Annotated in this window: 25 protein-coding genes; 11 read left to right on the forward strand and 14 right to left on the reverse strand. The window is 69.4% G+C overall.

The genetic code is table 11. The features are described 5' to 3' along the window. Positions 1-47: 47 nt before the first annotated feature. The 13 genes from VGI12_21680 to VGI12_21740 form a co-directional block, all read right to left on the reverse strand. The gene (locus VGI12_21680; protein ID HEY2435295.1) at positions 48-995 is read right to left on the reverse strand and encodes an ABC transporter ATP-binding protein; all 948 of its coding nucleotides are present in this window, start codon (positions 993-995) and stop codon (positions 48-50) included. Continuing rightward, a complete protein-coding gene (locus VGI12_21685) occupies positions 995-1,834 on the reverse strand; it encodes an ABC transporter permease subunit (protein HEY2435296.1) in 840 nt (279 codons plus the stop codon). Before VGI12_21685 ends, VGI12_21680 begins: the two co-directional genes overlap by 1 nt. Further along, a complete protein-coding gene (locus VGI12_21690; GenBank protein ID HEY2435297.1) occupies positions 1,835-2,755 on the reverse strand; it encodes an ABC transporter ATP-binding protein in 921 nt (306 codons plus the stop codon). It abuts the gene before it with no gap. 60 nt (positions 2,756-2,815) lie between these two features. Then, positions 2,816-3,385, reverse strand: a complete 570-nt coding sequence (locus VGI12_21695) for an HD domain-containing protein (protein HEY2435298.1) — start codon at positions 3,383-3,385, stop codon at positions 2,816-2,818. A 69-nt stretch (positions 3,386-3,454) separates the two neighbouring features. Next, positions 3,455-4,222, reverse strand: coding sequence for a hypothetical protein (locus tag VGI12_21700; protein HEY2435299.1), 768 nt, complete (start codon positions 4,220-4,222; stop codon positions 3,455-3,457). Further along, positions 4,219-4,659, reverse strand: coding sequence for an NUDIX domain-containing protein (locus VGI12_21705; GenBank protein ID HEY2435300.1), 441 nt, complete (start codon positions 4,657-4,659; stop codon positions 4,219-4,221). The genes VGI12_21700 and VGI12_21705 overlap by 4 nt, the downstream gene beginning before the upstream one ends. Positions 4,660-4,713: 54 nt before the next feature. Continuing rightward, positions 4,714-5,127: a secondary thiamine-phosphate synthase enzyme YjbQ gene (locus VGI12_21710; GenBank protein ID HEY2435301.1), complete on the reverse strand. Its 414-nt coding sequence runs from the start codon at positions 5,125-5,127 to the stop codon at positions 4,714-4,716. A gap of 48 nt (positions 5,128-5,175) precedes the next feature. Further along, entirely contained in the window at positions 5,176-6,261 is a 1,086-nt protein-coding gene (tsaD, locus tag VGI12_21715) for a tRNA (adenosine(37)-N6)-threonylcarbamoyltransferase complex transferase subunit TsaD (GenBank protein ID HEY2435302.1), read from the reverse strand. A 76-nt stretch (positions 6,262-6,337) separates the two neighbouring features. After that, positions 6,338-7,378: an S-methyl-5-thioribose-1-phosphate isomerase gene (mtnA, locus tag VGI12_21720; protein ID HEY2435303.1), complete on the reverse strand. Its 1,041-nt coding sequence runs from the start codon at positions 7,376-7,378 to the stop codon at positions 6,338-6,340. A 49-nt stretch (positions 7,379-7,427) separates the two neighbouring features. Continuing rightward, the gene (gene cdd / locus VGI12_21725; GenBank protein ID HEY2435304.1) at positions 7,428-7,961 is read right to left on the reverse strand and encodes a cytidine deaminase; all 534 of its coding nucleotides are present in this window, start codon (positions 7,959-7,961) and stop codon (positions 7,428-7,430) included. After that, positions 7,948-8,766, reverse strand: coding sequence for a purine-nucleoside phosphorylase (locus VGI12_21730; GenBank protein HEY2435305.1), 819 nt, complete (start codon positions 8,764-8,766; stop codon positions 7,948-7,950). The genes cdd and VGI12_21730 overlap by 14 nt, the downstream gene beginning before the upstream one ends. A gap of 25 nt (positions 8,767-8,791) precedes the next feature. After that, a complete protein-coding gene (locus tag VGI12_21735; protein HEY2435306.1) occupies positions 8,792-10,171 on the reverse strand; it encodes a nucleoside transporter C-terminal domain-containing protein in 1,380 nt (459 codons plus the stop codon). A gap of 55 nt (positions 10,172-10,226) precedes the next feature. Then, on the reverse strand, positions 10,227-11,552 hold the full coding sequence (locus VGI12_21740; protein HEY2435307.1) for a thymidine phosphorylase: 1,326 nt from the start codon (positions 11,550-11,552) through the stop codon (positions 10,227-10,229). Between the two features lie 45 nt (positions 11,553-11,597). Between VGI12_21740 and VGI12_21745 the strand changes: the two genes are divergently transcribed. The 11 genes from VGI12_21745 to VGI12_21795 all read left to right on the forward strand — a co-directional run bounded on the left by VGI12_21745 (position 11,598) and on the right by VGI12_21795 (position 24,326). Next, positions 11,598-13,844, forward strand: coding sequence for a HEAT repeat domain-containing protein (locus VGI12_21745; protein HEY2435308.1), 2,247 nt, complete (start codon positions 11,598-11,600; stop codon positions 13,842-13,844). Further along, a complete protein-coding gene (locus VGI12_21750) occupies positions 13,841-15,205 on the forward strand; it encodes an HD-GYP domain-containing protein (protein ID HEY2435309.1) in 1,365 nt (454 codons plus the stop codon). Before VGI12_21745 ends, VGI12_21750 begins: the two co-directional genes overlap by 4 nt. An 8-nt stretch (positions 15,206-15,213) precedes the next feature. Continuing rightward, positions 15,214-17,415: a HEAT repeat domain-containing protein gene (locus VGI12_21755; protein ID HEY2435310.1), complete on the forward strand. Its 2,202-nt coding sequence runs from the start codon at positions 15,214-15,216 to the stop codon at positions 17,413-17,415. A 4-nt stretch (positions 17,416-17,419) separates the two neighbouring features. Beyond that, entirely contained in the window at positions 17,420-18,808 is a 1,389-nt protein-coding gene (locus tag VGI12_21760; protein HEY2435311.1) for an HD-GYP domain-containing protein, read from the forward strand. Beyond that, complete coding sequence (locus tag VGI12_21765; GenBank protein ID HEY2435312.1) at positions 18,805-19,257, forward strand: hypothetical protein; 453 nt, start codon at positions 18,805-18,807, stop codon at positions 19,255-19,257. The genes VGI12_21760 and VGI12_21765 overlap by 4 nt, the downstream gene beginning before the upstream one ends. Then, positions 19,254-20,870 (forward strand): alkaline phosphatase family protein, encoded by a 1,617-nt coding sequence (locus tag VGI12_21770; protein HEY2435313.1) that lies wholly within the window; start codon positions 19,254-19,256, stop codon positions 20,868-20,870. Before VGI12_21765 ends, VGI12_21770 begins: the two co-directional genes overlap by 4 nt. Before the next feature lie 17 nt (positions 20,871-20,887). Then, positions 20,888-21,202 (forward strand): MGMT family protein, encoded by a 315-nt coding sequence (locus VGI12_21775; protein ID HEY2435314.1) that lies wholly within the window; start codon positions 20,888-20,890, stop codon positions 21,200-21,202. Between the two features lie 29 nt (positions 21,203-21,231). Further along, a complete protein-coding gene (locus VGI12_21780; protein HEY2435315.1) occupies positions 21,232-21,786 on the forward strand; it encodes an RNA polymerase sigma factor in 555 nt (184 codons plus the stop codon). Then, positions 21,783-22,550, forward strand: a complete 768-nt coding sequence (locus VGI12_21785; protein HEY2435316.1) for a zf-HC2 domain-containing protein — start codon at positions 21,783-21,785, stop codon at positions 22,548-22,550. Before VGI12_21780 ends, VGI12_21785 begins: the two co-directional genes overlap by 4 nt. After that, complete coding sequence (locus tag VGI12_21790) at positions 22,547-23,581, forward strand: DUF4097 family beta strand repeat-containing protein (protein HEY2435317.1); 1,035 nt, start codon at positions 22,547-22,549, stop codon at positions 23,579-23,581. The genes VGI12_21785 and VGI12_21790 overlap by 4 nt, the downstream gene beginning before the upstream one ends. 121 nt (positions 23,582-23,702) lie before the next feature. Further along, positions 23,703-24,326, forward strand: a complete 624-nt coding sequence (locus VGI12_21795; protein HEY2435318.1) for a hypothetical protein — start codon at positions 23,703-23,705, stop codon at positions 24,324-24,326. A gap of 88 nt (positions 24,327-24,414) precedes the next feature. On the opposite strand, the gene VGI12_21800 is transcribed toward VGI12_21795, so the two are convergent. Further along, the coding region (locus tag VGI12_21800; GenBank protein HEY2435319.1) for an Rne/Rng family ribonuclease at positions 24,415-25,715 on the reverse strand (1,301 nt) is incomplete at its 5' end.

Consider the following 25,715-nt stretch of genomic DNA (forward strand, 5'->3'; position numbering starts at 1 on the left):
TGCGAACACGGACGGTGCGGGATGCGAGGCGCGGGGTGCGACGTCGCTCATGACTTCACCAGGTACTGGAAGACCGCCTGCAGGTTGTCGTCCGGCGAGGTCACTTCGTGAATGGCGCCCAGCTCGCCCGAGGCGGCGAGCTCCGTGAGCCGCGCGTAAAACGCATCGGGCCGGGCCGTCTGCACGACGACCGCCTGATCTTCGAACTCGAGGCTGAGCACGTCGTCGTACGCGAGGAACTGGCGCGCAAGCGCGCGCGTCTGCTCCGCCTTGATGTGCACGGTGTGGGGATGCTCGTCGATCAGATCGCGGATCTGGTGGACGTTGCCCTCGGCGAGAATCCGGCCCTGGTTGATCAGCAGGATGTTCGCTGTCATCGACTCGATCTCGTGCAGGATGTGGCTCGAGACGATGATGCTCCTGCCCGCGCGCCCCCACTCCCGAATCATGCGGATCGTCTTGCGACGCGCAATCGGGTCCATGCCGGCGAGCGGTTCGTCGAGGATCAGCAGGTCGGGATCGTGGACCAGCGCCTGGGCCATCTTCACGCGCTGGCGCATGCCCTTGCTGTAGGCGCCGATCTTCTTGTTGGCCGCGTCGATCAGGTCGACTTCCGTCAGCGCCTTCGTGGCCGCTTCGTCCGCCTCCTTCTCGCCGAGCCCGTTCAGCCGGACGAGCGCCGTCACCCACTCGAGGCCGGTCATGCGCTCGTAGAAGGCGTCCTGCTCGGGACAGAAGCCGATGTTGAAATAGATCTTCGGGTTGCGCCAGATCGGCTCGCCGAGCACCGTGACGCTTCCCTTGCTCGGCTTGAGCTGACCGGTGATCAGCTTCATGAACGTCGACTTGCCGGCGCCGTTGGGGCCGAGCAGCCCGGTCACGCCCGGCGGCACCGCCACGCTGACGTCGTTGAGACCGATCACCTGGCCGTACCACTTCGAGACGTGATCGGCGCTGACGACCGGCGCGGCGGGCGCCGCGGCCACGCTCTCCATTACGTCACCACCTCGACGCCGCGGACGCGTCGTTCGAGAATGGAGATCGACACGGCGATCAGGCCGAGGACGACGAGCAGCGACACTTGCCACGGCGTCTGATAGCTGGGCGGCTGCCGGAACACGACGTCCACGACCTGCCCGATGTTGTTGGTGACGCCGATCCAGGCGATGCGGCTGCTGCCGGTGATGGCGTAGAGCGCCGCGTAGATCGCCTTGGTGAAGAAGGTGATGCCGACGTAGAGGATGGCGACGTAGCGCGCGCTCTTCGAGAGCGACGACAGCGCCAGCATGGTGAACGACGCCAGCGCGACCTGGATCAGGCTGCCGACGACGATCGCCGGAATGAGAAAGAGGTTGGCCGCGAGGAACTTCATGCTGCCGTCGAACGCCACCTTCAGCAGCAGCAGGAGCATCGCCGGCACCAGCGTCACGAGCAGCAGAAACGTCGCCAGCACGGCCAGCTTGCCGAAGATGTACTCGGATCGCATCAACGGCTTCGACAGATAGATCTGCAGGGCGTTGGCGCGGCGGTCGTTGGCGATGAGGCCGGCGCCCACCCAGACGGTGATCACGAAGACGAAGAAGTCCTGCTGGCCGAGAAAGTCGCGGAAGGTCGACGCGCTCGGCGCCAGGCCCGCCATCGTCGGCACGTTGGCCGAGCCCCAGAACTGGACCGCGCGGACGAAAAACGGGATCAGCGCGAACAGCATCCATCCGATGAACGTGCGGCGGCCGAGGTAATTGCGGATGCCGGCAAACGCGATCACCGTCCAGGCGCGGCCGGCGAGCGCGCGGCCGCCGCCGTAGTGCCGGTAACTCTGGTCGTGAATCGGCATCTATTCCTCGCCCACCGCTTTGGCGAAGACGTCCTCGAGCGTCGGCACGCTCGGGCGCAGGTGCCGCACCTGGACGCCGAAGGCCGCCGCCGCTTTGAAGATCGCCTGGTGACCGCCGAGCGCGTCGGGCACGAACACGCGCATCACGTCTTCGTCGGTGGCCTGCGTCTGCATGCCCTGCGCGGCCAGCGCGTCGAGAAAGCCGCGCAGATCTCCCTTGACCCGCAGTTCGTAGACGCGGCCGGCCGGCCCCTTCAGCTCGTTGATCGGGCCCTGCGTCGCGACCTGCCCCTTGTCCATCACGACGACGTAGTCGCACGTGTATTCGACGTCCGGCAGGAGGTGCGATGAGAGGATCAGGCTGACGCCCTTGTTGTGCGCGAGGTCGCGCACGAGCTCGAGCATCTCGTCGCGCCCTTTCGGATCCATGCCGTTGGTCGGCTCGTCGAGGAAGAGGAGCGCCGGATCGTGCACGAGCGCCTGCGCCAGCTTGATGCGCTGCTTCATGCCCGTCGAGTAGGTTTCGACGTTGCGGTAGCGCGCCTCGCCGAGACCGACGTAGTAGAGGACTTCGTGGGCGCGCTGCATCGCGTCGGCGGCCGGCAGCCCGGCGAGCTGGCCGCAGTAGGCGACGAACGAGACGGCGTTCATGCCGGGAATGTGCGCGTCGCTCTCCGGCATGTAGCCGATGCGGCCGCGAATGGCGAGCGGCGCCTGCGCGACGTCCATGCCGAGCACCGTCATGCGTCCCTGATCGGGCTTGACGAACCCGAGCAGCGATTTCAGCATCGTGCTCTTGCCCGCGCCGTTGGGCCCGAGTAGTCCCACCGCCCCTTTGTCGAATTGCGCGGAGACGTTCTTGAGGGCCTGGTTCTTCCCGTAGACGACGGTGACGCCCTCCAGCTGTACGACTGCGTCCATTTCCGGTCAGTAGCTTATACGGAAATCTGGAGGTTCTGTTCGCGGGCGCCGCGCCCGGCGCTACAGGCTGCCGCGCAGCCCCAGTTCGTCGGCGCGCAGCCGCATGAACGCGATCACGTTTGCGATGTGCTGATCGAGCGGCAGCCCGAGCGCCTCGGCACCGTGGCGCAAGTCGTCGCGGCTGACCGCGCGCGCGAACGCCTTGTCCTTCATCCGCTTGACGACCGACGCTGCCTCGAGATCGAGAATGCTCTTCGACGGACGGACGAGCGACGCCGCGGTGACGAAGCCGCTCATTTCATCGCAGGCGTAGAGCGTCTTCTCGAGCCTCGACTCGCGCACGACGCCCGAATAGTCGGCGTGCGACAGGATCGCGCGCGTCACCCAGTCGGGATAGCCCTTGGCCTCGAGGATCTCGACGCCGCGAAAGGGATGGTTCTCCTGGTCCGGATAGCGCTCGTAGTCGAAGTCGTGCAGGAGCGCGACCGCGCCCCAGTCGTCCTCGTCTTCGCCGAACTGCCGCGCGTAGCCGCGGACCGCGGCCTCCACGCCCAGCATGTGCTTCCTCAGGCTCTCGCTCCCGGTGAATTCGGTGACGAGCGCCCAGGCTTCAGTGCGGGATAAACCCATCGTCAACTCCCAACTCTCGACTCGCAGTCCACAACTCCCAACGCAACGCCCGTCGGAGTTGGGAGCCCTCTACTGCCCCTTCACCTTCTGATACCCAGCCGGCACGTCGAACGCTGAAGCGTCGGGTTTCGCCGGCGCGATGCTGACGACCTCGCTGCGGATCTCGTAACCGGGCATGACGTCCGATCGCAGTGCGATGCGCAGCGGGAAGCGGCCGCCGGCGGTCAGCGCTTCGACGCCGGGGATGGCCGCGAATGCCTGCAGGGTCTTGAACACGCCGGCGTAGCCGCCCGCGAACTCGTCGGTCGACCAGAGGTCGCCGGTGAGCGCGATGTCGGCGGGAAAATCAGGGGGCAGACTCACCCCTTCCGGCACCGGCACGTGCAGCGTCTCGCGAAAACGGAACCGATCGGCCCGGTGACCGGCGACCGTCGCCGACTCGCCGGCCGGCTCCAGCGTGACGTCCGGCGTGCCGAGAAGGACGCCCAGGTTCTGGCTGGCGGGGATCTCGTACCACGTCCGGTTGCCGGGATTGACCACCCGGATCGCCTCGTCCCCGAGCCGCTGCAGGACCACGCTGCCGCGCGGCAGCGTCGCCAGTTGCCCACGGACGTCGGCGCGGGTGTCGTCGCCCGCAATCGTGTAGTCGATCTCGACGGGCCCGGCCGGGGTCAGGAGCTGCAGCAGCAGCGGTCCGAAGTTGCCGTACGGCGTCGGCCGGTCGGGCGCGCTCGCGCCAGGGCCGTCGACTTTCACCACGCTGAGGCGCAGCGTCGCCTTCAGCCCCGCCACAGGAGCCTGGAGGACGAGCGCAGTCGCCAGTGCCAGAACGATCATTGCAACTCCATTCCGCGGTGGATCATCTCAATGGCTTTTTCCGTGAGCCGGTAGGCATCGAGCGCCGCCGGATCCGCCAGCACGACCTCGCTCGCGTCGGTGCCGGGCCCGAGGTCGCCGCCGATCGGGCGACAGACGTAGTCCACCAGCACGAAGTGATACTCGACCCCGCCGGCCGCGTCGAGCATGATGCGATCGAACACGTCGATCGTCGCGCCCACCGCCACGATCAGCCCGGTCTCCTCCCGAACCTCGCGAGCGCAGGCTTCGCGCAAGGTCTCGCCGAGCTCGACGCCGCCCCCCGGCAGATTCCACTCCCCTTTGAGCGGCTCGTGGGCCCGCCGCACGAGAACGACCTTGCCCTCGACGACCACCACGGCGCCCACCCCCACGATCGGCCGCTCGGGATAGCTGCGGGGAGAGACGACAGGGAGCACCGGACACTTACCAGTATCGTCCATCACCCATCACCGATCGCCCATCGCTGCCCCCTACGCCCCCATCACTTTCACGATGACACGCTTTTTCCGTTGGCCGTCGAATTCGGCGTAGAACACCTGCTCCCACGGGCCCAGGTCGAGGGCGCCGCCGGTAATCGGCAGCATCACCTGATGGCCCATGAGCGTGCGCTTCAGGTGCGCGTCGGCGTTGTCTTCCCCGGTCTGATGATGCCGGTAGGGCAGGCCGGCCGGAGCGAGCTGCTCGAGCCATTTCTGGAAATCCTCGATCAGGCCATTTTCCCAGTCGTTGACGTAGACGCCGGCCGTGATGTGCATCGCCGAGACCAGCGCCATGCCGTCGGTGACGCCGCTCGTCTTGACGATGGCGGCGACCTCGTCGGTGATGCGGATGAACTCCTGACGCTTCTGCGTCGTGAACCAGAGGTAGTCGGTGAAGACAGGCATAGGGGGATCCGGTGATCTGGTGATCGGATGATCGGGTGATCGGGGGCTCTACAAAGGCAGCGAGGCCATCGCGTTGAGCGTCCAGTCCGCCGTGATACCGAGGCGGAGGCGGCGGAGGCCGGCGGCGCCGATCATCGCGGCGTTGTCGGTCGACAGCGACAGCGGCGGGACGAACACCGGCAGGCCGAGCGCCTGGCCGCGCGCTTCGGCGTCGGCGCGCAAACGGCTGTTGGCGGACACGCCACCCGAGATGCCGACGCTTCGCGCGCCCAGCCACTTCGCCGCCTCGAAGGTCTTGTCGAGGAGGGATTCGACCACGACGCGCTGAAACGACGCCGCGACGTCAGCCACGAACGTTCCCTCGTCCACCCGCCGTCCACCGTCCTCGGCGACAATCCGCGCGACCGCCGTCTTGAGGCCGCTGAAGGAGAAGTCGATCTTGCGTTCGATGCTGGGCGGCAGCAGCCCGGGCGGCGCGGTCGCGCCGGGCTTGACACGGTCGGCGTGTGTCATGCGGGGCGCAGAGAAGTTGTAGGCCCGATCGTTCCCGCTCCTGGCCAGCCTGTCGATCACCGGTCCGCCGGGATAGCCGAGGCCGAGGAGCTTCGCCACCTTGTCGTAGGCCTCGCCCGCCGCGTCGTCGCGGGTGCGTGCGATTGGTTCGTAGCGGCCGGCCTCGCGCACGAGATAGAGCGAGGTGTGGCCGCCCGAGACGACCAACACCGCCGACGGCAGGGGCAGCTCACCATGCTGCAGGACGAGCGACTCGATATGGCCCGCCAGATGATGGACCGGCACGAGCGGGATGCCGAGGGACCACGCCAGTGACTTCGCAAACGACACGCCGACCAGGAGCGACCCGACGAGGCCGGGTCCCTGCGTCACGGCGACGGCGCCGATGTCGGACCAGCCGTGCGACGCGTCCTGCAGCGCCTGCTCGACGACGCCGCAGATGTCGCGCAGGTGCTGGCGCGACGCCAGCTCGGGCACGACGCCTCCCCACTCGCGGTGGATCGGCACCTGCGACGCGACGACGTTGGAGCAGAGCTGCCACGGCTTCGCGGCGTTGCCGGTCTCGGCGATCACCGCCGCGGCGGTCTCGTCACACGACGTCTCGATGGCCAGAAGGTTCATGGGGGAATCGGGGAATCGGGTGATCGGGTGATCCGGTGATCGCGGCATCCGATCACCCGATCACCAGATCACCCGATCATTCAAAGGCTTTCTTCAACGAGTCGGCGTAGGTCGGCCGCAGGATGCCGCGTTCGGTGATGATGCCCGTGATGTAGCGGTACGGCGTCACGTCGAACGCCGGGTTGCGGATGTGGGCCCCGACCGGGGTCAACTGCGACGAGCCGAGGTGGCTCACCTCGCGCTGATCGCGTTCCTCGATCGGAATGTGATCGCCGTCGGGCGTCGACAGATCGATCGTCGACAGCGGCGCCGCGACGTAGAAGGGGATGTTGTGCTCCTTGGCCATCACCGCGACGGTGTAGGTGCCGATCTTGTTCGCCGTGTCGCCGTTGGCGGCGATGCGGTCGGCGCCGACCACGGCCAGGTCGATCTCGCCGGCGCGCATCAGCGGCCCGGCCATGCTCTCGGTGATGACGGTGGTGTTGATGCCGTCGCGCACCAGCTCCCAGGCCGTGAGCCGCGCTCCCTGCATGAAGGGGCGCGTCTCGTCGGCGAACACCGCCACCTTCTTCCCCTGTTCGACGGCCGCCCGGATCACGCCGAGCGCCGAGCCGTAGCCGGCCGTCGCCAGCGCGCCGGCGTTGCAATGGGTGAGGATGCGCGCGCCGTCGGCCACCATTTCGGCGCCGAACGCCCCCATGGCGCGGCAGCTGGCGACGTCCTCGTCATGAATGAGCTTGGCTTCGCGGGACAGCCGGGCCGACAGTTCTTCAGCCGACTCGCCGGCCTGCGCGCCTTCCGCGAAGACCCGCTTCATCCGATCGATGGCCCAGAACAGGTTGACCGCGGTCGGCCGGGTGCCCGCCATCAGGTCGCAGATCTTCTGAAAATCGACGGCCAGCCCGCGCGTGCCCTTGGCGGCGCTGTTTCGCACGCCGAGCGCGATGCCGTAGGCCGCGGCGACGCCGATCGCCGGTGCGCCGCGAATGACCATGGTCCGGATCGCCTTGGCGACCTCAGGCGCCGTGCGGCAGCGCACGTACACTTCCTGGCTGGGCAGCTTGCGCTGGTCCACCATGATGATCGCCTGGTCCTGGAACTCGATGGTCGGGAGCATCCGGATATTCTACCTGCGCGGCCGCGGATGAGGCACGGGTGTCGCCGAATCAGAGCAGCCGCACGTCGAAGGGCAGCGGCAGCAGCGCCGACAGCATCAGGCGCCGCGTGACCTGCGTGGGGGTCGCCAGCACCACCTCGATGTCGCCGCAGTACTCCCAGAGCAGCTGCCGGCAGGAGCCGCAGGGCGGCGTCGGTTCCGGGGTATCGGCGACGACGGCGATGCGGGTGAACCGCACCTCTTTCCGCGCCGAGAGCGCCTTGTAGAGCGCGACCCGCTCGGCACACATCGTCAGGCCGTAGGTCGCGTTCTCGACGTTGCAGCCGGTGATGACCTCACCTGCCGCGGTTTCGAGCGCCGCCCCGACCTTGAACCGCGAGAAGGGCGCGCGCGCGAAGTCGCGGGCCTCGACGGCGGCAGCGACCAGCGCTGCCTCGTCGCTGCTCGAGTCCGAGGGATCGATCGCAATGGGCTTCCACGCCGTCTCGTCGCGGCGATCGACACCGCTCCGGCGATCCGCCTCGCGGCGGTCGCGCGTGCGCACGCGGCGCTCGCCGATCCGGCGAGCGTCAGAGGCGGCCAATGATCCCTTCCAGCAGCGCGGCGAAGCCGTCGCGCACGCGGCGGGCCACCTCCATCACTTCGTTGTGGTCGAGCGGCTGCGGCAGCACGCCCGCAGCGGCGTTGGTGATGCAGGAGATGCCGAGCACGTCCACCCCCATGTGCCTGGCGACGATGGCCTCGGGAACCGTCGACATGCCGACGGCATCGGCGCCGATGGCGCGCAGAAACCTGATCTCCGCCGGCGTCTCGTAGCTCGGCCCATGCAGGGCCACGTAGACGCCGTGACCGATGGCGAGCCCCTGGGCGCGCGCGGCCTCGTCGGCCAGGCGGCGCAGGCGCGTCGAGTACACCTCGGTCATGTCGGGGAAACGCGCGCCAAAGGCGTCTTCGTTCGGCCCGACGAGCGGATTGCTGCCGAGCAGATTGATGTGATCGTCGATGATCATCAGCGTGCCGGGCTTCAGCACGGCGTTGATGCCGCCGGCGGCGTTGGTGAGAATCAGCACCTTTACGCCCAGCCGACCCAGAACCCGCACCGCGAAGGACACCGTCCGCTGGTCGTGCCCCTCGTAGACGTGCACGCGCCCCGATAACGCCGCGACGCGGCGGCCGGCGAGCACGCCCGTCACCAGCCTGCCGGCATGGCCGACCACGTTCGACGCCGGCCAGTGCGGCAGATCCGCGTACGGGAGCACGGTGGCATCGGCGAGGCGGTTCGCGAAGTCGCCCAGGCCGGACCCCAGTACCACAGCCACCTCCGGCACCTCCGGCACCCGCGCCCGGATCGCCGCGACGGCCTCGTCAACCCTGTTGAGATATGTCATCAGCGACCCACCGCCCACGGCTTCATCACAACAGGAATCCCGCAATCGTCGCGGTGATGAAATTCGCCAGTGTGCCGGCGATCATCGCACGCAGGCCGAGCCGCGCCAGATCGTGGCGGCGCGACGGCGCCAGCGCGCCGATGCCGCCGATCTGGATCCCGATCGAGCTGAAGTTGGCGAAGCCGCACAGCGCGAACGTGGCGATCGTGAACGACTTGGGATCGAGCGTCGCGGCCATCGGGCCGAGCTTCGAATACGCGACGAATTCGTTGAGCGCCATCCGCGTGCCGAGCAGGTTGCCGATCACCCCGGCGTCCTTCCAGGGAACGCCCATCGCCCAGGCGATCGGCGAGAAGACCCAGCCGAAGATCTCCTCGAGGCTCAGGTGGACGACGCCGAGCAAGGCGTTGACCAGCGCGATCAGCGCGAGAAACGAGATCAGCATCGCGCCGACGTTGAGCGCCAGCTGCAGCCCTTCGCCGGTGCCGCGCCCCGCCGCGTCGATGACGTTGACGTCGGTGCGCTCGATCTCGAGCTTGACGGTGCCGGCCGTTTCCGGCGACTGCGTCTCCGGCACGAACATCTTCGCCATCATCAGCGTGCCGGGCGCCGTCATGATGACCGCGGTCAGCAGGTGCTCGGCCTTGATGCCGAACAGGATGTAGGCGGCCATGATCCCGCCGGAGATGTGTGCCATCCCGGCGGTCATGACCGTCATCAGCTCCGACTCGGTCATCCGCGGGATGAAGGGACGGATCGTCAGCGGCGCCTCGGTCTGCCCCATGAAGATGGAGGCCGCCACATTGAGCGACTCGGCGCCGCTGGCGCGCATCACGCGCCGCATCAGGATGGCGAAGGCGCGCACGACCACCTGCATGACCCCGAAGTAATAGAGGATCGCGAAGAGCGCGGCGATGAAGATGATCGTCGGCAGCACCTGGAACGCGAAGATCACGCCGTACTGGGCGCCGTCGGGGCCGAGCACCTTGGTCATGATCTGGGGCCAGGCCGTCTTGCTGCCGAGCGGGCCGAACACGAAGCTGGACCCGACGAACGCGAAGTCGAGCAGCCGGTTGATCACCCCGGCGAGCTTCTGGAAGACGAGGCGGCCGGCCGCCGTCTTCAGCACGATCAGCGCGAAGAGGATCTGCAGGCTCAGGCCCCAGGCGACGGTGCGCGTGTCGATGGCCCGCCGGTTGGTCGAGAAGGCGAAGGCGATCGTCATCAGGACGATCAATCCGGTGAGCGGCTGCAGCTGCGGGAGGTGCAGCAGGTTGGCGGTCAACGCGCACACCGCAGCCGCCGCGAGCGCGGCGCCGATCACCGTCGCGTCGCGCCGATCGTACGGAACACGGGGCGGTGGCGGTGGATAGGCGGGGGCGCCGGTCGTGTTGGCTTCGGCCATGCATTGGGCTCCAGTTGGCAGTTCGCAGTCGGCAGCGCGTGGTTCGCGTCAGCCCTCAATAACCCGGCGTCCGTTGCCGCGCCAGGCGGTCCAGCACCAGGGGCCCGGATCGGAGCGGCTCGGACCCGATCACGATCGCCTGCTCGAGAAGCGCGCGCGCTTCCGCGAGACCGTGACCGGCCCGATGGTGAATCTCGATGATCTGGTCGCCCCGGCTCACCCGCGTCCCGGCCGGCGCCGTGATGACGAACCCGACCGCGTGATCGACGGCGGCGTCGACGCGATCGCGGCCGGCCCCGAGCAGCACCGCGGCGCGCCCGACGGCCTCCGCCTTCATGGCCGTCACGTAGCCGTCGCAAGGAGCCGCGATCGCGGCGCGGTCCGGCGCGGACGGCAGCTTCGCGTAGTCGTCCACCACCGATGGATCCCCCCCCTGATTGCGGACGATCTCCCGGAACTTCTCGAGCCCGGCCCCCGACGCCAGCGCCCCCCGCACCCGCGCGGCGGCGGCGCCGAGATCGGCCTCGACGCCGGCGAGCACCAGCATGCGCGCTGCGAACTCCACCGAGAGCGCTTCCAGATCTGCCGGACCGCGCCCTTTCAGCGTCTCCAGCGACTCGATCACCTCGAGCGCGTTCCCGACGGCGCGCCCCAGCGGGAACTCCATCGCGGTGATCAGCGCCTCGGTGCGGACGCCGTTGGCTTCGCCGGTGGCGACCAGCGACTGCGCCAGCCGCCGCGCCTCGTCTTCGGTCTTCATGAACGCGCCGTCGCCGCACTTCACGTCGAGCACCAGCCCGCCGACACCTTCGGCGATCTTCTTGCTCATGATCGAGGCGGTGATGAGCGGAATGCTCTCGACCGTGCCGGTGACGTCGCGCAGCGAGTAGAGGGTGCGATCCGCGGGAGCGACCTCGGCGGTCTGGCCGATGAGGGCGCAGCCGATGGTCGCGACCGCGCGCCGCAGCTCGTCGAGCTGCAGCCGCGTGCGGAAGCCGGGAATCGACTCGAGCTTGTCGAGGGTGCCGCCGGTATGCCCGAGGCCGCGGCCCGACATCATCGGTACGGGCGCACCGCAGGCCGCCGCCAGTGGCGCAAGAATGAGCGACGTCTTGTCGCCGACACCACCAGTGCTGTGCTTGTCGACGGCGCGATGCGCCAGGCCGGGGTAGTCGACGCGGACGCCGGACCGCACCATGGCGTCGGTCAGGCGGGCCGTTTCCTCGGCCGTCATGCCGCGGAGCACGATGGCCATCAGCAGCGCCGAGGCCTGATAGTCGGGGAGGGACCCGTCGGTGACCCCCGCGACGAACCAGTCGAGCGCGGCGCGATCGAGTTCGCCGCCATCCCGTTTGATGCGTATGAGATCGACGGCGCGCATGGGGAGCGGCGAAGAGTATAATTCACCGCGCCCATTCCCTTCGAAATGGCCGACGCCACGACCCTCTCACCGGACCTCTCGCGGCGCTTGGCGGTTTTGGCGCGTGCGCTGCTCGCCGCGGCGCGCACCTGGGCGCTCTACCCTCCCGAACATCCGGCGGTGCGGGAATCACTCGATCGCCTCGGCGCGGCGTCCGCGGCCGCCGGCGGCGGGCAGCCGTTCTCCTTCGCTGTCACGCCCGACACCCTGCTCGTCGGCGGCGTCCCGGCAGGCCCCGAGCCGGCGGCGATCGCCGACGCGGCGCGCTGGCTGCACGAGCGCGACGTCCTGCAGATCGCGTGGACGGGCGGCATCGCCGCCACCGCGCTGCAGCGGCTGCTCGCCCTCCTCTGCGAGGACCCACGCGCCGTCCGGCAGCGCGGCGGTCCGGCGGCGGTCTGGAGCGCCGACGGGGACCCCGCCATCACCCTCGAGCAGATTGACTTCAGCCAGGTGCTGCAGGACCCCGAGAGCCCCGATCGGGTCCGGCGCAAGGACGATCCGTGGCGCGCGATCGTGCGGGCCGTCCTCGACCGCCGGCGGCCAGGCGACCCCGGTCTGCAGACGCGGCTCCTCGAGATCTCCGGGGATGCGGGCGCGATCGGCGCGCTCGCGCAGGACGTCATCGCGGCGCACCACGCGGCCGACGGCTCGCCGATGCTCACCTCGCAGGCCGCGGCCGTCGTCGCGGCCTACCATCATCTCGTCGGCATCGTCGACGTGCTGTCGCCCGAGCGCCGCCACGAGGTGATGCAGAACATCGCGGCCGCCACGGCGCAGCTCCACCCGCACGTCGTGATGCAGATGCTCGGCGGCGCGGCGATCGGCGACGCCGCGACGGGCGAAGGCCTGTCGGACGTCGCCGGGCGAGGCGGCGTGGTCGCAGGGATCATCGACGCGCTCGACGATGTCAATGTCGCGCAGCTGCTGGCGACGACGCTGGCCATCCAGGGACAGGCGTCCCGGCGGCTCGCCGCGGTGTTCCACACGATCGCCGGCGACGACGAACGCAAGGCGCGGGTGCTGACTCTGACCCGGCGGATGCTGAGCGAAACCGAGTTCGGGCGCCAGGACGCGTTCGAGTCGCTCTGGTCGTCCATGGAAGCGCTGCTGCTCACCCACGACGAGCGTCCGTTCGTGTCGCCGTCGTACCGCACCGGGCTCGACGGCGTCGGCGACCGCGCCGAGCGGATGGCGGCCGACCTGCCGGCGGATCTCGTCGCCCTGATCGACACGCTCGACCAGGACAACGTCCGCCGGCTCTCGGCGACGCTGCTGATTGATCTGCTGACGCTCGAGCGCGATCCGGCAAAAGCGCCGCAGCTGGCGCGCGACGTCGCGGCGCTCGCCGAGGATCTGCTGCTGGCCGGCGACTATGCGTCGGCGCTGGCGGTGGCGACGGCGCTGCAGCGCCAGGCCGTCGACGCGGCGGGGGCCCCCGGCGACGCGAGCCGGGTGGCGCTCGACGGCTTGGTGGCGACGGTCGCGTTCCACGAGGCGGCCGATCTCCTGGGCGACATGACCACGACGGAAGCGGCGCTGTTCGCGGAGCTGTGCGAGTGCATCGGGCCGGCGGCGATCGACGCGCTGCGGACGCAGCTCGAGTCGGAGGCGCCGACCGAGGGGCGGACGCGCGCCGCGGCGATCATCCGCGGCTACGGCGGCAAGGCGGCCAGCCGGCTCGCGCCGCTGGTCGGCAGCGCCCGATGGGCCGCGCAGCGCAACGCCGCGGATCTGCTCGGCGACATCGCGGCACCCGAGTGCGTGCCGCTGCTCCAGCCGCTGCTGCGGGGCAGCGACGCCCGCGTCACAACTGCGGCGGTGCGCGCCCTCGCCGGCATCAGCGATCCGGCGGCCGCGCGGGCGATCCATACGGTGCTGCGGGCCGCTTCCGGCGAACAGCGCCGCGCGGTCGTCGACGCGTTGGTGGCGCAGCGCGACGCCCGCGTTGTCCCGGTGCTGGTGCGAATCGTCGAGGACAGCGACCCCTTCGGCGCCGATCACCCGATCGTGCTCGAGACGCTGGAGGCGATGGCGCAGGTCGGCGACGACCAGGCGGTGGCGGCGCTGGCCGGGCTGCTCCGCAAGAACAAGCTGCTGGCGCGCCGGCGGGTGAAGGCGGTCCGCGAGAAGTCGGTCGCCGCGCTGCGGGCGATCAAGACGCCAGGCGCGGCGCACGCGCTCGACGAGGCGGCGCGGAACGGCGATCGCATGCTGCGCCGGCTGGCGCGCACGGAGGGGTCGCAGTGGTGACGACCGCCGCCGGCGCGTCGGTGCACGACGATCTGGTGCGGCGGCTCGCCGCCGCGGTGCGCAGCGCGGCGCTCTATTCGCCGTCGCACCCGCTGGTGCAGCGCAGCCTCGATGCGCTCGCCGGCCTGTGCCAGTCGGCCACGCAGCCGACCGGCAGTGCCGTCATCGGCGTCGTTGGCGACGACGTGGTCGTCAACGGCGAGCGGCTGCCAAGGTCGGCAGCGCTCGCCGCCCTGGCGCGCGAGCTGCGCGAGCGCGAGATCGAGAAGATCACCCTGCAGCGCGGCGTCACCCGCGACGAGCTGCGCGTCTTCGTCGTCGAGCTGTCGCAACGGCAGGCCGCCGCGACGCTGCCGGCGCGGCTGCGGCAAGGCGGCGTGAGCCGCATCGTCATCGGCCGGCTGTCGCTCGACAGCGGCGACCCGCCGCCGGCCGGCATGGCGGCGGCACGCCGGGTCTACGGCACGGCGGTCGAGACCGCTGAGCAGCTCTGGCGGCAGGCCCGGGCGGGCGACAAGCCGGATCCGCACGCCGCCCGGACGATCATCGACAGCCTCGCCAAGCTCGTCGGCGGCGACCGCACCTCGCTTCTGGCGCTGACCGCACTCAAGAAGTACGACAACTACACGTTCACGCACATGGTGAACGTGTCGGTGCTGGCGATGGCGCTGGCGCGCTCGCTCAACCTCGAGGGGTCGCGGCTGCGCGAGTTCGGCTTCGCCGCCCTGATGCACGACATCGGCAAGGTGAACACGCCGCCGGAGGTGCTCAACAAGCCGGACACGCTGACCCGCGAGGAGTTCGCGATCATGCAGCGGCACGTCATCGACGGCGCGCACATCCTGCGACGGACGCCCGAGATGCCGGCGCTGGCGCCGATCGTCGCCTTCGAGCATCACCTGCGGCAGGATCTGTCAGGCTACCCGACCGGGATCGCGGCGCGGCAGCTCAACCTCTGCACGCAGATCGTCAGCATCGTCGACGTCTACGATGCGCTCCGCAGCAACCGCGTCTATCGGCAGGGGCTGCCGAGCGATCGCATCAAGTCGATCATGGCGCGCAAGGACGACACGTCGTTCCACCCGAAGCTGCTGCGCCGGTTCATCAACCTGATCGGCCTGTTTCCCATCGGCACCGTGGTTCGGCTGCAGACGGAGGAGATCGGGGTCGTCACCCACGAGCACCCAGACGATCCCTTCCGCCCGCAGGTGCGCGTCGTGCGCGACCGCGCCGGACACGCGCACGAGTCGCCGATCCTGGTCAATACCTGGGAACCGGACGGCCGAGGCGACTACACTTGGGCTGTGGTCGAAGCCGTCGATCCTGACGTCGCCGGCATCGATCCCCTGGAGTACCTGTAAACGGACGCATGTCAGAGACGCGCGCGACGCTCGACGCCGACACCGCCGCGAGGCTTGCGGAGTTCTCGCGCGCCTTCAAGGCGGCGGCGCGCGCGGTGTCGCTCTATCCCGCCGCGCACCCGGCCATCACGGCGACGCTGGGCCGCCTGACCGAGATGACGGCCGCGCTGACCGCGGCGGGGCCGTTCGCGATCGAGGTGCGGCCGCACGCGCTCTTCGTCCACAACACCGCGCCGGCCAAGCCCGACGCGGCGATGGTCGAACTCTCGGATCTGCTGCGGCGGCAGCTGGTCGGATCCCTGACCCTCAACGTCGGCGCCGGCGCCGAGTCCTGGCGCACGCTGCTCGCGCTCCTCGGCCGCGCGCCGGAAGACATCCGCGCCGACGGCGGCATCGCCGCACTGTGGGCGACGGCCGGCGGCCCGAGCCTCGAGCTCCGGGAGATCGACTACGCCGAGGTCCTGCGCGAGAAACAAGGGGACGCCGCGTTCGTCGACCGCCTGGTCGCCGCGGCGCTCGGCCAGCAGCTCGAGCTCGACGAGTCGGGGATGCGGCTGCTGCTGGATCTGGTCGGCGATCCGGCCCGGCTCACCGTGATGATGGCGGAGCTGGAGAAGCGCACCGAGAATCACCCCGGCGCGGTACGGGTCGGCGCGTTCCTCAACATCCTGCGCGGCCTGGCCGAATACGTATCGCGCGCCAACCCGGCGCAGCTCGATCAGACGCTGCGGCACATGGGCCACGCCGCCGGCCGGCTGTCGGCGGAGGCGATGCTCGAGCTGCTCGTCCACCGCGCCCAGCCCGACGCCATGGTCGGCAACGTCGACGTCGTCAACGCCATGGTGCATCGCATGAGCGACGGCGCGGTGGCGAGCTTCGTCTCGAACTCGGTGATTGCCGAACGCGGTCCGACCGACCGGTTGGCGCAGGCATTCCACGCGCTCGTTCCCGACACCGACCGGCAGCGCCAGTTGCTGGCGCTCGCCGAAACGGAGGCCGCCGGCTCGGACCTCGGGGACCAGGGCGCGTTCGAGGAGATGTGGAAACGGGTCGAGACCATGCTCACGTCCTACAAGGACGAGAAGTTCGTCTCGGAGGCCTACGGGCGCGAGCTGAGCGGCGCGCGCGCGCGCGCGGTCGACGTCGAGGCGGCGAGCGACGACCCCCCGGAGCGCATCGCGGCATGGCTGGCGACGGTCTCCGACGGCGCCCTGCGCGATCTCGACCACCAGCTGCTCCGCGACCTGCTCCGTATCGAGGAGGATCCGGCGCGCTGGCGCGACATCGCCGACACCGCGATCGCGCACGCCGAGGATCTGGTCCGGGTCGGCCATTTCGAGACGGCCGTCGATCTGGCTGGGTCGGTGGCGCAGGAAGGACAGCGCGACCCCCGGCGCGCGGCGCCGTGCCGGGGAGCGCTCGAACGCCTGGGCGGCGGCGCGATGATCCGCCAGGCCGGCAAAGAGCTTCGCACCGCCAGCGACGAGACCTATGAAGGGCTGAAGCGGCTCGCGCACGCGATCGGACCGGCCGTGATCGCACCACTGGCCGAGGCGCTGTCGGCCGAACAGGACGCGCGCGCGCGCCGCCGCCTGCGCGACATCCTGGTCGGCTTCGGCGCGGCGGGCCGCGACTCGGTGCAGCAGCTGATGCACGCGGCGAACTGGGAAGTGCGGCGGACGGCGGCGTTCCTGCTGCGCGAGTTCGGCGGCGCCGAGGGGCTGCGCGAGCTGGTGCCGCTGCTCACCGACACCGAACCGCTGGTGCAGCGAGAAGCCGTCCAGGCGCTCGTCTTCAACGGCAGCGAAGCGGCGTCGCAGATCCTGCTGCAGGCGCTGACCACCAGCACCGGCCGTCCGCGCGACACGCTGATCGCCGAGCTGCAGTCGACGCGCGACGAACGCGCGGCGCCGCTCTTCTCATATCTGGTGCGGCACCTCAACCGGAAGCAGTTCCCGGCCCTCTACGCCGGCGCGGTGGAGGCGCTCGGCTCGCACGGCGGCGCCGACGCCGTCGACGCGCTGAAGCACGCGATGCACCAGGGGACCTGGACCGCGCCGCTGCGCACGCGCCGTACGCGCGCGGCGGCCGCGCAGGCGCTGCGGCGGATCGGCACGCCGGCCGCCGTCGAGGCGCTGCGCGATGCAAGCGCCAGCGGCCCGTTCGGCACCCGCGCCGCGGCCAGGGCTGAACTCAAACGGATCACCTGACTTCATGAGCGAACCGGTCTCGCGGCTCACCCTCTACGATGACCTGCTTCGGCGGATCGCAGCCGGCGTCCGCGCCGCGCAGCTCTACGCCGCCGATCACCCGCTGGTCGCCCGCAACATGAGCGCGCTGGTCGCCACGCTTGCCACCCTGCACCAGCAGCAGCCCTCGATCGCGATCGGCATCGTCGGCACCGAGCTCGTCGTCGCCGACACGCCGCTGCCCAAGGTGAGCGCGACGATGAGCGAGCTGATCCGCAAGCTGAAGGACCACAAGGTCGAGCGGATCGCCTTCGAGCGCGGAGTCACCGAGGACGAGCTCGCCACGGTCATGCGGAACCTTTCCCGCCTCGGCGCACGAGGGGACGCCGAGAAGGACCTGTCGACCCCGCACGTCCGCATCGGCCGGTTGAAGAGCGAGGACGACTCGGACAAGGACGGCATCGCCAGCGATATCGCGGCGATCCGCCAGATGTATTCCAACGCCGTCGCCGCGGCGGAGATCGCCTGGCGGAGCGCCGAATCCGAGGGGGTTCCGGACGCGCCGGCGGCGCTCGAGACGGTCGAAGGCCTCGCCGACGCGGTGACGCAGAACCGCAATGCGCTGATGGCGCTGACCGCGATGCGCAACTACGACAACTACACGTTCACCCACATGGTGAACGTGTCGATCCTGACGATGGCGCAGGCGCGCGCCGTCGGGATCGACGGCAAGCTGCTGCGCGAGTTCGGCATGTCGGCGCTCATGCACGACATCGGCAAGGTGCGTACGCCGAAGGAGATTCTGAACAAGCCGGACAAGCTGACCGACGAGGAATTCGTGATCATGCGTCGGCACGTCGTCGACGGCGCGGAGATCCTGCGGGGAACGCCCGAGATGCCGATCCTGGCGCCGGTCGTGGCCTTCGAGCACCACCTGCGCCTCGACGGCAGCGGCTATCCGTTCAGCGTGAAGCGGGGGCAGCTGAACCTGGCGTCGATGCTGTGCGCGATCGCCGACGTCTACGACGCGATGCGCTCGCAGCGCACCTATCAACAGGCGTATCCGACCGATCGCATCCTGGCGGTCCTCAAGAAGAACGAAGGGGCTCAGATGGATCAGAACCTGGTGCGGCGGTTCGTCCAGCTGCTCGGGATCTATCCGCCGGGCAATCTGGTGAAACTGAGCAGCGGCGAAGTCGCCGTGGTTCTGCACGTGCACGCGCCGGACCCGCACCGGCCGCGGGTCCGCGTCCTGTTCGCCGCCGACGGCACGCGCCTCGACCTGCCGTTCGAGCGGAACCTGTGGGAGCCGCAGCCCGATCGCCAGGGGGAGCAACTGCTCGAGAACGTCGTGTCGCCGGTCGATCCCGACGAGTATTCGCTCGATCCGTTGAGCTTCCTCGAAACCGCGTGAGCGAAGTCCTGCGAACGGTCCTCGTCGGCTTCGGCGGGCTGGCGGCCGGCTTCACCTGGCTCGCGGTGCGGACCGCCGCGCAGCCGTCATCGACACCGCAGCGGCTGATCGACGAACTGCGGGTGGCGCAGTTCGCGGCGCTTCTGCTGACCCTGACCGCCGGCGCCTACATCGGTTTCGCGGCGGTCCGCGACACCGAGCCCGGGGTCGGCTTCGACGTCGCGCTCGCCATCGGCTTCCTGATCGCCGCCGGGCTGAGCATGGTCAAGGAGCCGCGGCAGGCGCTGACGATCGTCGCCGTCGCCTTCGCGGCGCACGCCGTTCTCGACGTCGCGCACCGGCCGGGGCTGCTGCCCGAGGGGCTGGCGCCGCGGTGGTACGCGATCTCGTGTGCGGTATACGATGTGTACATCGGCGCGCTCTGCTATCTCCCGGTGTTGAAACGATGAGACAGTCCCTCCGTGTGTGTGTCCTGGCCGCCGCCCTGCTCGTCCTGGCGCGCCCGATCGTGCCCGCCGCCGCCGCGCAGGCGGCGCATCCCAAGCTGGTCGTCGTGGTGGTCGTCGATCAGATGCGCGCGGACTATCTCACGCGCTACGCGTCGCTCTACGATCAGGGACTGAAGCGGCTGACCACGGAAGGCGCCTGGTTTCAGAACGCCGCCTATCCGTATCTCGAGACGATCACCTGCGTCGGCCACACCACCGTCGGCACCGGCACCTACCCCTATCATCACGGCATCATCCAGAATGCGTGGTTCGATCGCGAGAGCGGCAAGTCCATCACCTGCACCGCCGATCCGGATACCACCGAGATTTCCTACGGCAGGCTCGCGGGGATCGGCGATAGCGCGGTGCGGATGCTGACGCCGTCGTTCGCCGAGACGATGAAGGCGCAGCTCAAGGGACGCAGCGTCACCATGGCGATCAAGGCGCGCTCGGCGATCGGCCTCGCCGGCCACGAGGCCGACGCGGTGATCTGGCTCGACGAGCGCGGCGCGTGGACCACCTCGAGCGCCTTCGCCAAGGAACCGCTCGCGTGGGCCGCCGGATTCGTCACCGCCAACCCGATCGATCGCGACGGCGGCAAGACGTGGGAGCGCGTCCTGCCCGAAGATCGCTACACCGGCCCGGACGACGGGCCAGGCGAGGGGAAACCCAACGGCTGGTCGACGACGTTCCCGCACCCGCTCGGCCCCGGAGGGGGTCCCACCTTCTTCGCGCACTGGATCTCATCGCCGTACGCCGACCAGTACGTCGAGCAGATGGCCGAGGCGGCCATCGACGCCAACAAGCTGGGGCAGGGAGAGGCGACCGACTTCCTCGGTGTGAGCTTCTCCACGCTCGACATCATCGGCCACAGCTACGGGCCGCGCAGCCATGAAATACAGGACGATCTGGTCCACGTCGACCGGGTGCTCGGCCGGCTGCTGGCGCACCTCGACGAGAAAGTGGGGGCCGGCAACTACGTCCTCGCGCTCACGGCCGACCACGGCGTCGCCGACATCCCCGAGCAGAGCCAGGGCGGCCGCGTCCTGACCAATGTGCTCGGCAATTCGGTTGACGCGGTGCTCAAGTCCGCCCAGTACGGCGACGGGCCGTTCGTGGTGGCCGTGGCGTCTGCCGACGTCTACCTGAAGCCGGGTGTCTACGACCGCCTGCGCGCCGACGAGAAGACGACCCGGGCGGTGATCGACGCCATGTCGAAACTCTCGGGGGTCGCACGCGTGCTGACCGCCGACCAGGTCAACACCGAGGCGGCCCGCACGTCGAAGGATCCGCAGATCCGCGCGGCGGCGCTGAGCTACTACCCTGGCCGCAGCGGTGATCTGCTCGTCATCCCCAAGGAGAACTGGATCATCGGGGCGGTGGTGACGACGCACGGCACGCCCAACCCGTACGATCAGCACGTGCCGATCGTCCTCTTCGGGGCGGGCATTCGTCCCGGTCCGCGCAGCGAACCGGCGTCGCCGGTCGACATCGCGCCGACGCTCGCAGCGATCGTCGGCGTACGGCTCGCCTCGACCGACGGCCACGTGCTGACACCTGCGCTGAAGCAGTAGGACCCGCCACGGCCCCGATCGCCCCGTCGGCCAGGTTTCGTACGCGCGTGCTGGCGGCCGTGCGCCGCATCCCGGTGGGCCGGGTCGCCACTTACGGCGACGTGGCCGGGGCCGCGGGCGCGCCGCGCGCCGCACGCGCCGTCGGCAATATCATGAAGGGCTGCACCGCGGCGGGTGTGCCCTGCCACCGGGTGATCACCGCCGGCGGACGGCTCGGCGGCTACGGCGGTCACGAGCACCTGAAACGGGCGCTCCTCGCCGCCGAAGGGCTGTCGGTGCACGGCCGCCGCGTCCGCGATTTCGATCGAAAACGCTTCGTTTTTCGTAAGTAGGGCCGTGCGCAGGGCAACGCGGCCGGAGCATGCCGACGTCTAAAGAAGCAGACCTCGCGCTGGTGGCGCGGTGTCGCGGCGGCGATCTGGGAGCGTTCGAGCAGCTCTACAAGGCTCACGCCGGACGGCTCTACAGCCTGGCCTACCGGATGGTCGGCAACGCCACCGACGCCGAGGACCTGCTGCAGGAGATCTTTCTCTCCGCGCACAGGAAACTGGAGAGTTTTCGCGGCGACGCCGCGCTCGGCACGTGGTTGTACCGTCTGGCGACGAACCACGTGCTCGACTACGTGCGCAGCCGGGCGGCGCGCATGGGCCAGCTGACCGACGCGCTGGACGAAACCGCGCTGGCGGTCGGAGGAACCACCCACCGGCTGGCGGACAGCGCGGTGGCGAGGATCGACCTGGAACGGGCGCTGGGCGAGCTGCCCGATGGCTGCCGCGCCGCCTTCGTGCTGCACGATGTCGAAGGCCTCGAGCACAAGGAAGTCGCCGAACTGCTGGGGATTGCCGAAGGGACCTCGAAATCTCAGGTCCACAAGGCGCGAATGCGATTGCGGAAACTACTGTCTGACACGCCATGACCTGCGAGCGTCACATCGAACGGATTCAGGAGCTGGTGGACGGCGCGCTCGGACCGATCCGCCGCGCCGAGCTCGAGCAGCATCTCGGGCAGTGCGAGGCATGCCAGGCGCTACGGACCGATCTCGAACGGATTCGCGACGCCGCCGCGGCGCTGCCGCCGCTCGCGCCGCCGGATGGCGCGTGGCTGCAGATCGCCGGTCGGCTCCGCCGCGAGCAGCGCGAGTCGCCCGAACCGGCGCGGCTGGTCGCGATCGCCGACGCGCCGTGCGGCCTGCGCTGGTCGTACGGCTGGCTGGCGATTGCCGCGGCGCTGGTGCTCGCGGCCGGCGCGTCGATCCTCATGCTGGTTCGATCGGCGCCGGCCCCGACCCGCGCCGGCAGCCAGGCGGCGGCCGCCGTCTCGGCGCCTGCCGCCGCGGGGTCCGGCTCGCCGTCCGTGGAAGCCGCGCAGACCGCGGTCGACGCCGCGCAGCAGCAGTTCGAGAAAGCGATCGCGGATCTCGAGAAGGTCGCGCGAGCCAACGGCGGCGCGATCGATCCCGGCACGTCGGCGGTCATCGACAAGAACCTCGGAATCATCGACCGCGCAATCGCCGAGAACCGCGCCGCGGTCAAGGCGGAGCCGGCAAGCGTCGCGGCCCGCGAAACGCTCTTCGAGGCGCTGCGGCAGAAAGTCTCGCTCCTGCAGGACACGATCGCGCTCATCAACGAAATGCGCCAGGGCAACAATGCCGCCGCAGCCCAGCTCGTCAACAAATCATGAAGAGATTTCTCATCGGAGCGCTTATTGCCCTCGTCATGGCACAGGCCGCCGTCGGCGCGCAGGTCTACCCCGATCGCGTGGTCGTCAAGTCGAAGCACGGGGGCGCCACTGCGTACCAGCGCCGCGACCGCGATGACAGCCGTGAGCAGCAGACCGAGCGCACGACCCGGACCTTCCATCTCGGCGCCTCCGGCCTGCTGATGCTCGGCAACATCGCCGGCGACATCACGGTCAGCCGCGGCGGCAGCGACACCGTGGTGGAAATCGTCAAGATCGCGCGCGGCCGCGATGCCGCCGACGCGCGCGACCTGCTGCAGCTCGTCACCGTCGACGCGACCGAACGGCCCGATCGGGTCGAGGTGAAGACGCACTACCCCGGCGGGGACGAGATGCGCCGCAGCAACCGCCGCAACCTGAACGTGACGGTCGCCTACAACGTCACCGCGCCGGCCGGCATCCACCTGGCCATCGACACGATCTCGGGCGACGTCAAGATCACCGACATCAAGGGAGACATCACCGCCAAGTCGATCAGCGGTGACGTCCGCGTCAGCGGCGGCGGCCGCGTCGGCACGGTCAAGTCGATTTCGGGCAACGTCGAGGTGATCGACGGACAGGCCGACGGGCCGCTCGAGGCGTCGAGCGTCAGCGGCGACGTGACGCTGCGCCGTGTCACCGCTCAGCGCGTGGAGTCGGGATCGGTGAGCGGCAACCTGCTGCTGGAAGAGATGCGCTGCGACCGCGTCGAGGCGCATACCACGAGCGGCAACATCAGCTTCTCGGGCCAGCTCGCCCGGAACGGCCGCTACGAGCTGAAGGGATTTTCGGGCGAGGTGCGCGTCGCGTTGAGCGGTACCACCGGCTTCGAACTCGACGCCAGGAGCTTCTCCGGGCAGATCCGCTCCGACGACTTCCCCATCACCGCGCGCGACCGCACCAGCGGCCGCCATCTCGCCGGCACGTGGGGCGACGGCAGCGCCGTCCTCGACGTGAGCACGTTCAGCGGTTCGGTCGTGATTACGAAGCGATAGGCCGCCGTACCGCTTAAATGGCACTCCCCTTGCTTTGCTTCGCCGAAAGGCGTGTGTCCCGTTATAATCGACTACGCAATCGGGCAATCCCAGTCCTGAGGAGTCAGGCTTGGAGGCAGAGATGAAGAAGTTTGTGATCGTAGGCACCCTGGCGGGAGCCGTCGCGCTCGGCGCGACCGCCTTCGCGCAGTCGACCGCTCCCTCGGCGAAGCAGCCGGCCGCCGGTGCCACGAAGCAGGCCGCAACGCCTGCCGCGGCCACCACCGCGGAACAGCCCGCCATGCAACCGGCGGCAACCAAGAAGAAGGGGACGAGCAAGGCGGCCGGAGACAGCGCCGCGGCCGCCCACACCGCCCCAAAGTCACAGCCCAACACGGCGGCGGACGCGACAGCCCCCGGTCCGATGGCGCTCGGAATGGTGCACATTCCCAAAGGCGTGAAGGCCGACGGCAAGGACCTGGCGGCTGGCACGTACCAGGTCAGGTTGACAGCCGACGAAGCGAAACCGGACGCCAAGGGCAGCGATCAGAAGCTCGAGCGTTGGGTCGAGTTCGTCAAGGGCGGCCAGGTCGCCGGGCGTGAGGTCGTCTCGATCGTCCCCGCCGAGGAGAAGCAGCTCGTCCAGAAGGACACCCCCCCGCCGGCCGGCGGCGCCAAGGTCGAGGCCCTCAAGGGCGGCGATTACGTGCGCGTCTGGATCAACAAGGGCGGCAACTACTACCTGGTCCACCTGACGAAGAGCTAGCGCCAGCGAAGACAGGACCGAAAACGAAAAGGCCCGGCGCTGCGCCGGGCCTTTTTTTGTGGCTCCGAGTCCTCGCGTCAGCCCGCCGTCAGATCGCCATCACGTCGAACTGCTCGTGGTGCAAGTGGGCGTCGGGACGGATCGTCAACGGCCGGCCGAGCACCTGCTGGGCGTCGCGCACCATGGCGCTCTCCTCTTCCTTGAGGGCGCGCGCGATATCGGGGTTGACGCGGAGCAGTACGCCCTGCCCGTCCAGTTCGGGGCCGATCTTCTTCAGCTCGGTCAGGATCTCGTAGCAGATCGTCGCCGCCGACTTGATCGAGCCCGACCCCGAACAGTACGGACACGGCTCTGTCAGCTGCCGCTCGAGACTCTGCTTCACCCGCTTGCGCGTCACGATCACCAGGCCGAAGTCGCTCACCTGCAGCGGCTTGCTCGGCGACCGGTCCCGGCGCAGCTCCTTCTCGACTTCCTGGAAGACCTTCTGGCGGTTCTTCTTCTCTTCCATGTCGATCAGGTCGAGGACGATGATGCCGCCGAGATCGCGCAGACGGATCTGGCGGACGATCTCCTTCACCGCCTCGAGGTTCGTCTTGACGATCGTGTCTTCGAGCCGGCCGCTCGATTTCTTGCCGACGTAGCGCCCGGTGTTGACGTCGATCGCGACGAGCGCCTCGGTCTGGTTGATGACGAGATAGCCTCCAGACTTGAGCCACACCTTCGGACGCAGCGCCTTGTCGATCTCGGCCTGCACGCCGTACTCGTCGAAGATCGGATATTCCTTGTTGTAAAGCTTCACGCGCGGCAGCAGCGACGGCATGATCCGCTCCACGAGCTGGCACACGCGGCGGTACTCCGCCTCGTCGTCCATGCGGATGGCGGTGTAGTCGTCGGTCAGCATGTCGCGCAGGAGCTTGGTGACGAGGCTCTGCTCCTGGAAGAGGACGGCCGGCGGGCGGCGCGCTTCCATCTTCTGGCGCACCGACGTCCAGATCTCGTGGAAGTAGGCGAGATCGCTGACGATGTCGGCCTCGGAGCGGCTGGCGGCGGCCGTCCGGATGATGACGCCGCCGACGAACCCGTGCTCCTCGCGGAACTTCTTGACGATGCCGCGGAGCCGCGCGCGCTCTTCGCGCGATTCGATCTTGCGCGAGACGCCGACGTGGTTGACCGTCGGCATGTACACAAGGAATCGGCCCGGCAGACTCAGGTGCGATGTAATTCGGGCGCCCTTGGTGCCGAGCGGCTCTTTGACGACTTGAACGACGACTTCCTGCCCTTCCTTGAGCAAGTCCTCGATCCGGGCCGCCGGCGTCGTTCGCTCGCGGTCCTTGTCACCCTTGTCACGGTCGCGGGAGCGTCGTTCCGACCGCCCCGACGTCGTCGCCG

Source organism: Vicinamibacterales bacterium, assembly GCA_036496585.1.
Lineage (GTDB): Bacteria > Acidobacteriota > Vicinamibacteria > Vicinamibacterales > 2-12-FULL-66-21 > JAICSD01.

Excerpts from the sequence above, each read along its gene's own strand:
- VGI12_21680 (HEY2435295.1), bottom strand. The coding sequence starts at position 995 with ATGGAGAGCGTGGCCGCGGCGCCCGCCGCGCCGGTCGTCAGCGCCGAT.
- VGI12_21685 (HEY2435296.1), bottom strand. The coding sequence starts at position 1,834 with ATGCCGATTCACGACCAGAGTTACCGGCACTACGGCGGCGGCCGCGCG.
- VGI12_21690 (HEY2435297.1), bottom strand. The coding sequence starts at position 2,755 with ATGGACGCAGTCGTACAGCTGGAGGGCGTCACCGTCGTCTACGGGAAG.
- VGI12_21695 (HEY2435298.1), bottom strand. The coding sequence starts at position 3,385 with ATGGGTTTATCCCGCACTGAAGCCTGGGCGCTCGTCACCGAATTCACC.
- VGI12_21700 (HEY2435299.1), bottom strand. The coding sequence starts at position 4,222 with ATGATCGTTCTGGCACTGGCGACTGCGCTCGTCCTCCAGGCTCCTGTG.
- VGI12_21710 (HEY2435301.1), bottom strand. The coding sequence starts at position 5,127 with ATGCCTGTCTTCACCGACTACCTCTGGTTCACGACGCAGAAGCGTCAG.
- tsaD (HEY2435302.1), bottom strand. The coding sequence starts at position 6,261 with ATGAACCTTCTGGCCATCGAGACGTCGTGTGACGAGACCGCCGCGGCG.
- mtnA (HEY2435303.1), bottom strand. The coding sequence starts at position 7,378 with ATGCTCCCGACCATCGAGTTCCAGGACCAGGCGATCATCATGGTGGAC.
- VGI12_21730 (HEY2435305.1), bottom strand. The coding sequence starts at position 8,766 with ATGACATATCTCAACAGGGTTGACGAGGCCGTCGCGGCGATCCGGGCG.
- VGI12_21735 (HEY2435306.1), bottom strand. The coding sequence starts at position 10,171 with ATGGCCGAAGCCAACACGACCGGCGCCCCCGCCTATCCACCGCCACCG.
- VGI12_21740 (HEY2435307.1), bottom strand. The coding sequence starts at position 11,552 with ATGCGCGCCGTCGATCTCATACGCATCAAACGGGATGGCGGCGAACTC.
- VGI12_21745 (HEY2435308.1), top strand. The coding sequence starts at position 11,598 with ATGGCCGACGCCACGACCCTCTCACCGGACCTCTCGCGGCGCTTGGCG.
- VGI12_21755 (HEY2435310.1), top strand. The coding sequence starts at position 15,214 with ATGTCAGAGACGCGCGCGACGCTCGACGCCGACACCGCCGCGAGGCTT.
- VGI12_21760 (HEY2435311.1), top strand. The coding sequence starts at position 17,420 with ATGAGCGAACCGGTCTCGCGGCTCACCCTCTACGATGACCTGCTTCGG.
- VGI12_21770 (HEY2435313.1), top strand. The coding sequence starts at position 19,254 with ATGAGACAGTCCCTCCGTGTGTGTGTCCTGGCCGCCGCCCTGCTCGTC.
- VGI12_21780 (HEY2435315.1), top strand. The coding sequence starts at position 21,232 with ATGCCGACGTCTAAAGAAGCAGACCTCGCGCTGGTGGCGCGGTGTCGC.
- VGI12_21785 (HEY2435316.1), top strand. The coding sequence starts at position 21,783 with ATGACCTGCGAGCGTCACATCGAACGGATTCAGGAGCTGGTGGACGGC.
- VGI12_21790 (HEY2435317.1), top strand. The coding sequence starts at position 22,547 with ATGAAGAGATTTCTCATCGGAGCGCTTATTGCCCTCGTCATGGCACAG.
- VGI12_21795 (HEY2435318.1), top strand. The coding sequence starts at position 23,703 with ATGAAGAAGTTTGTGATCGTAGGCACCCTGGCGGGAGCCGTCGCGCTC.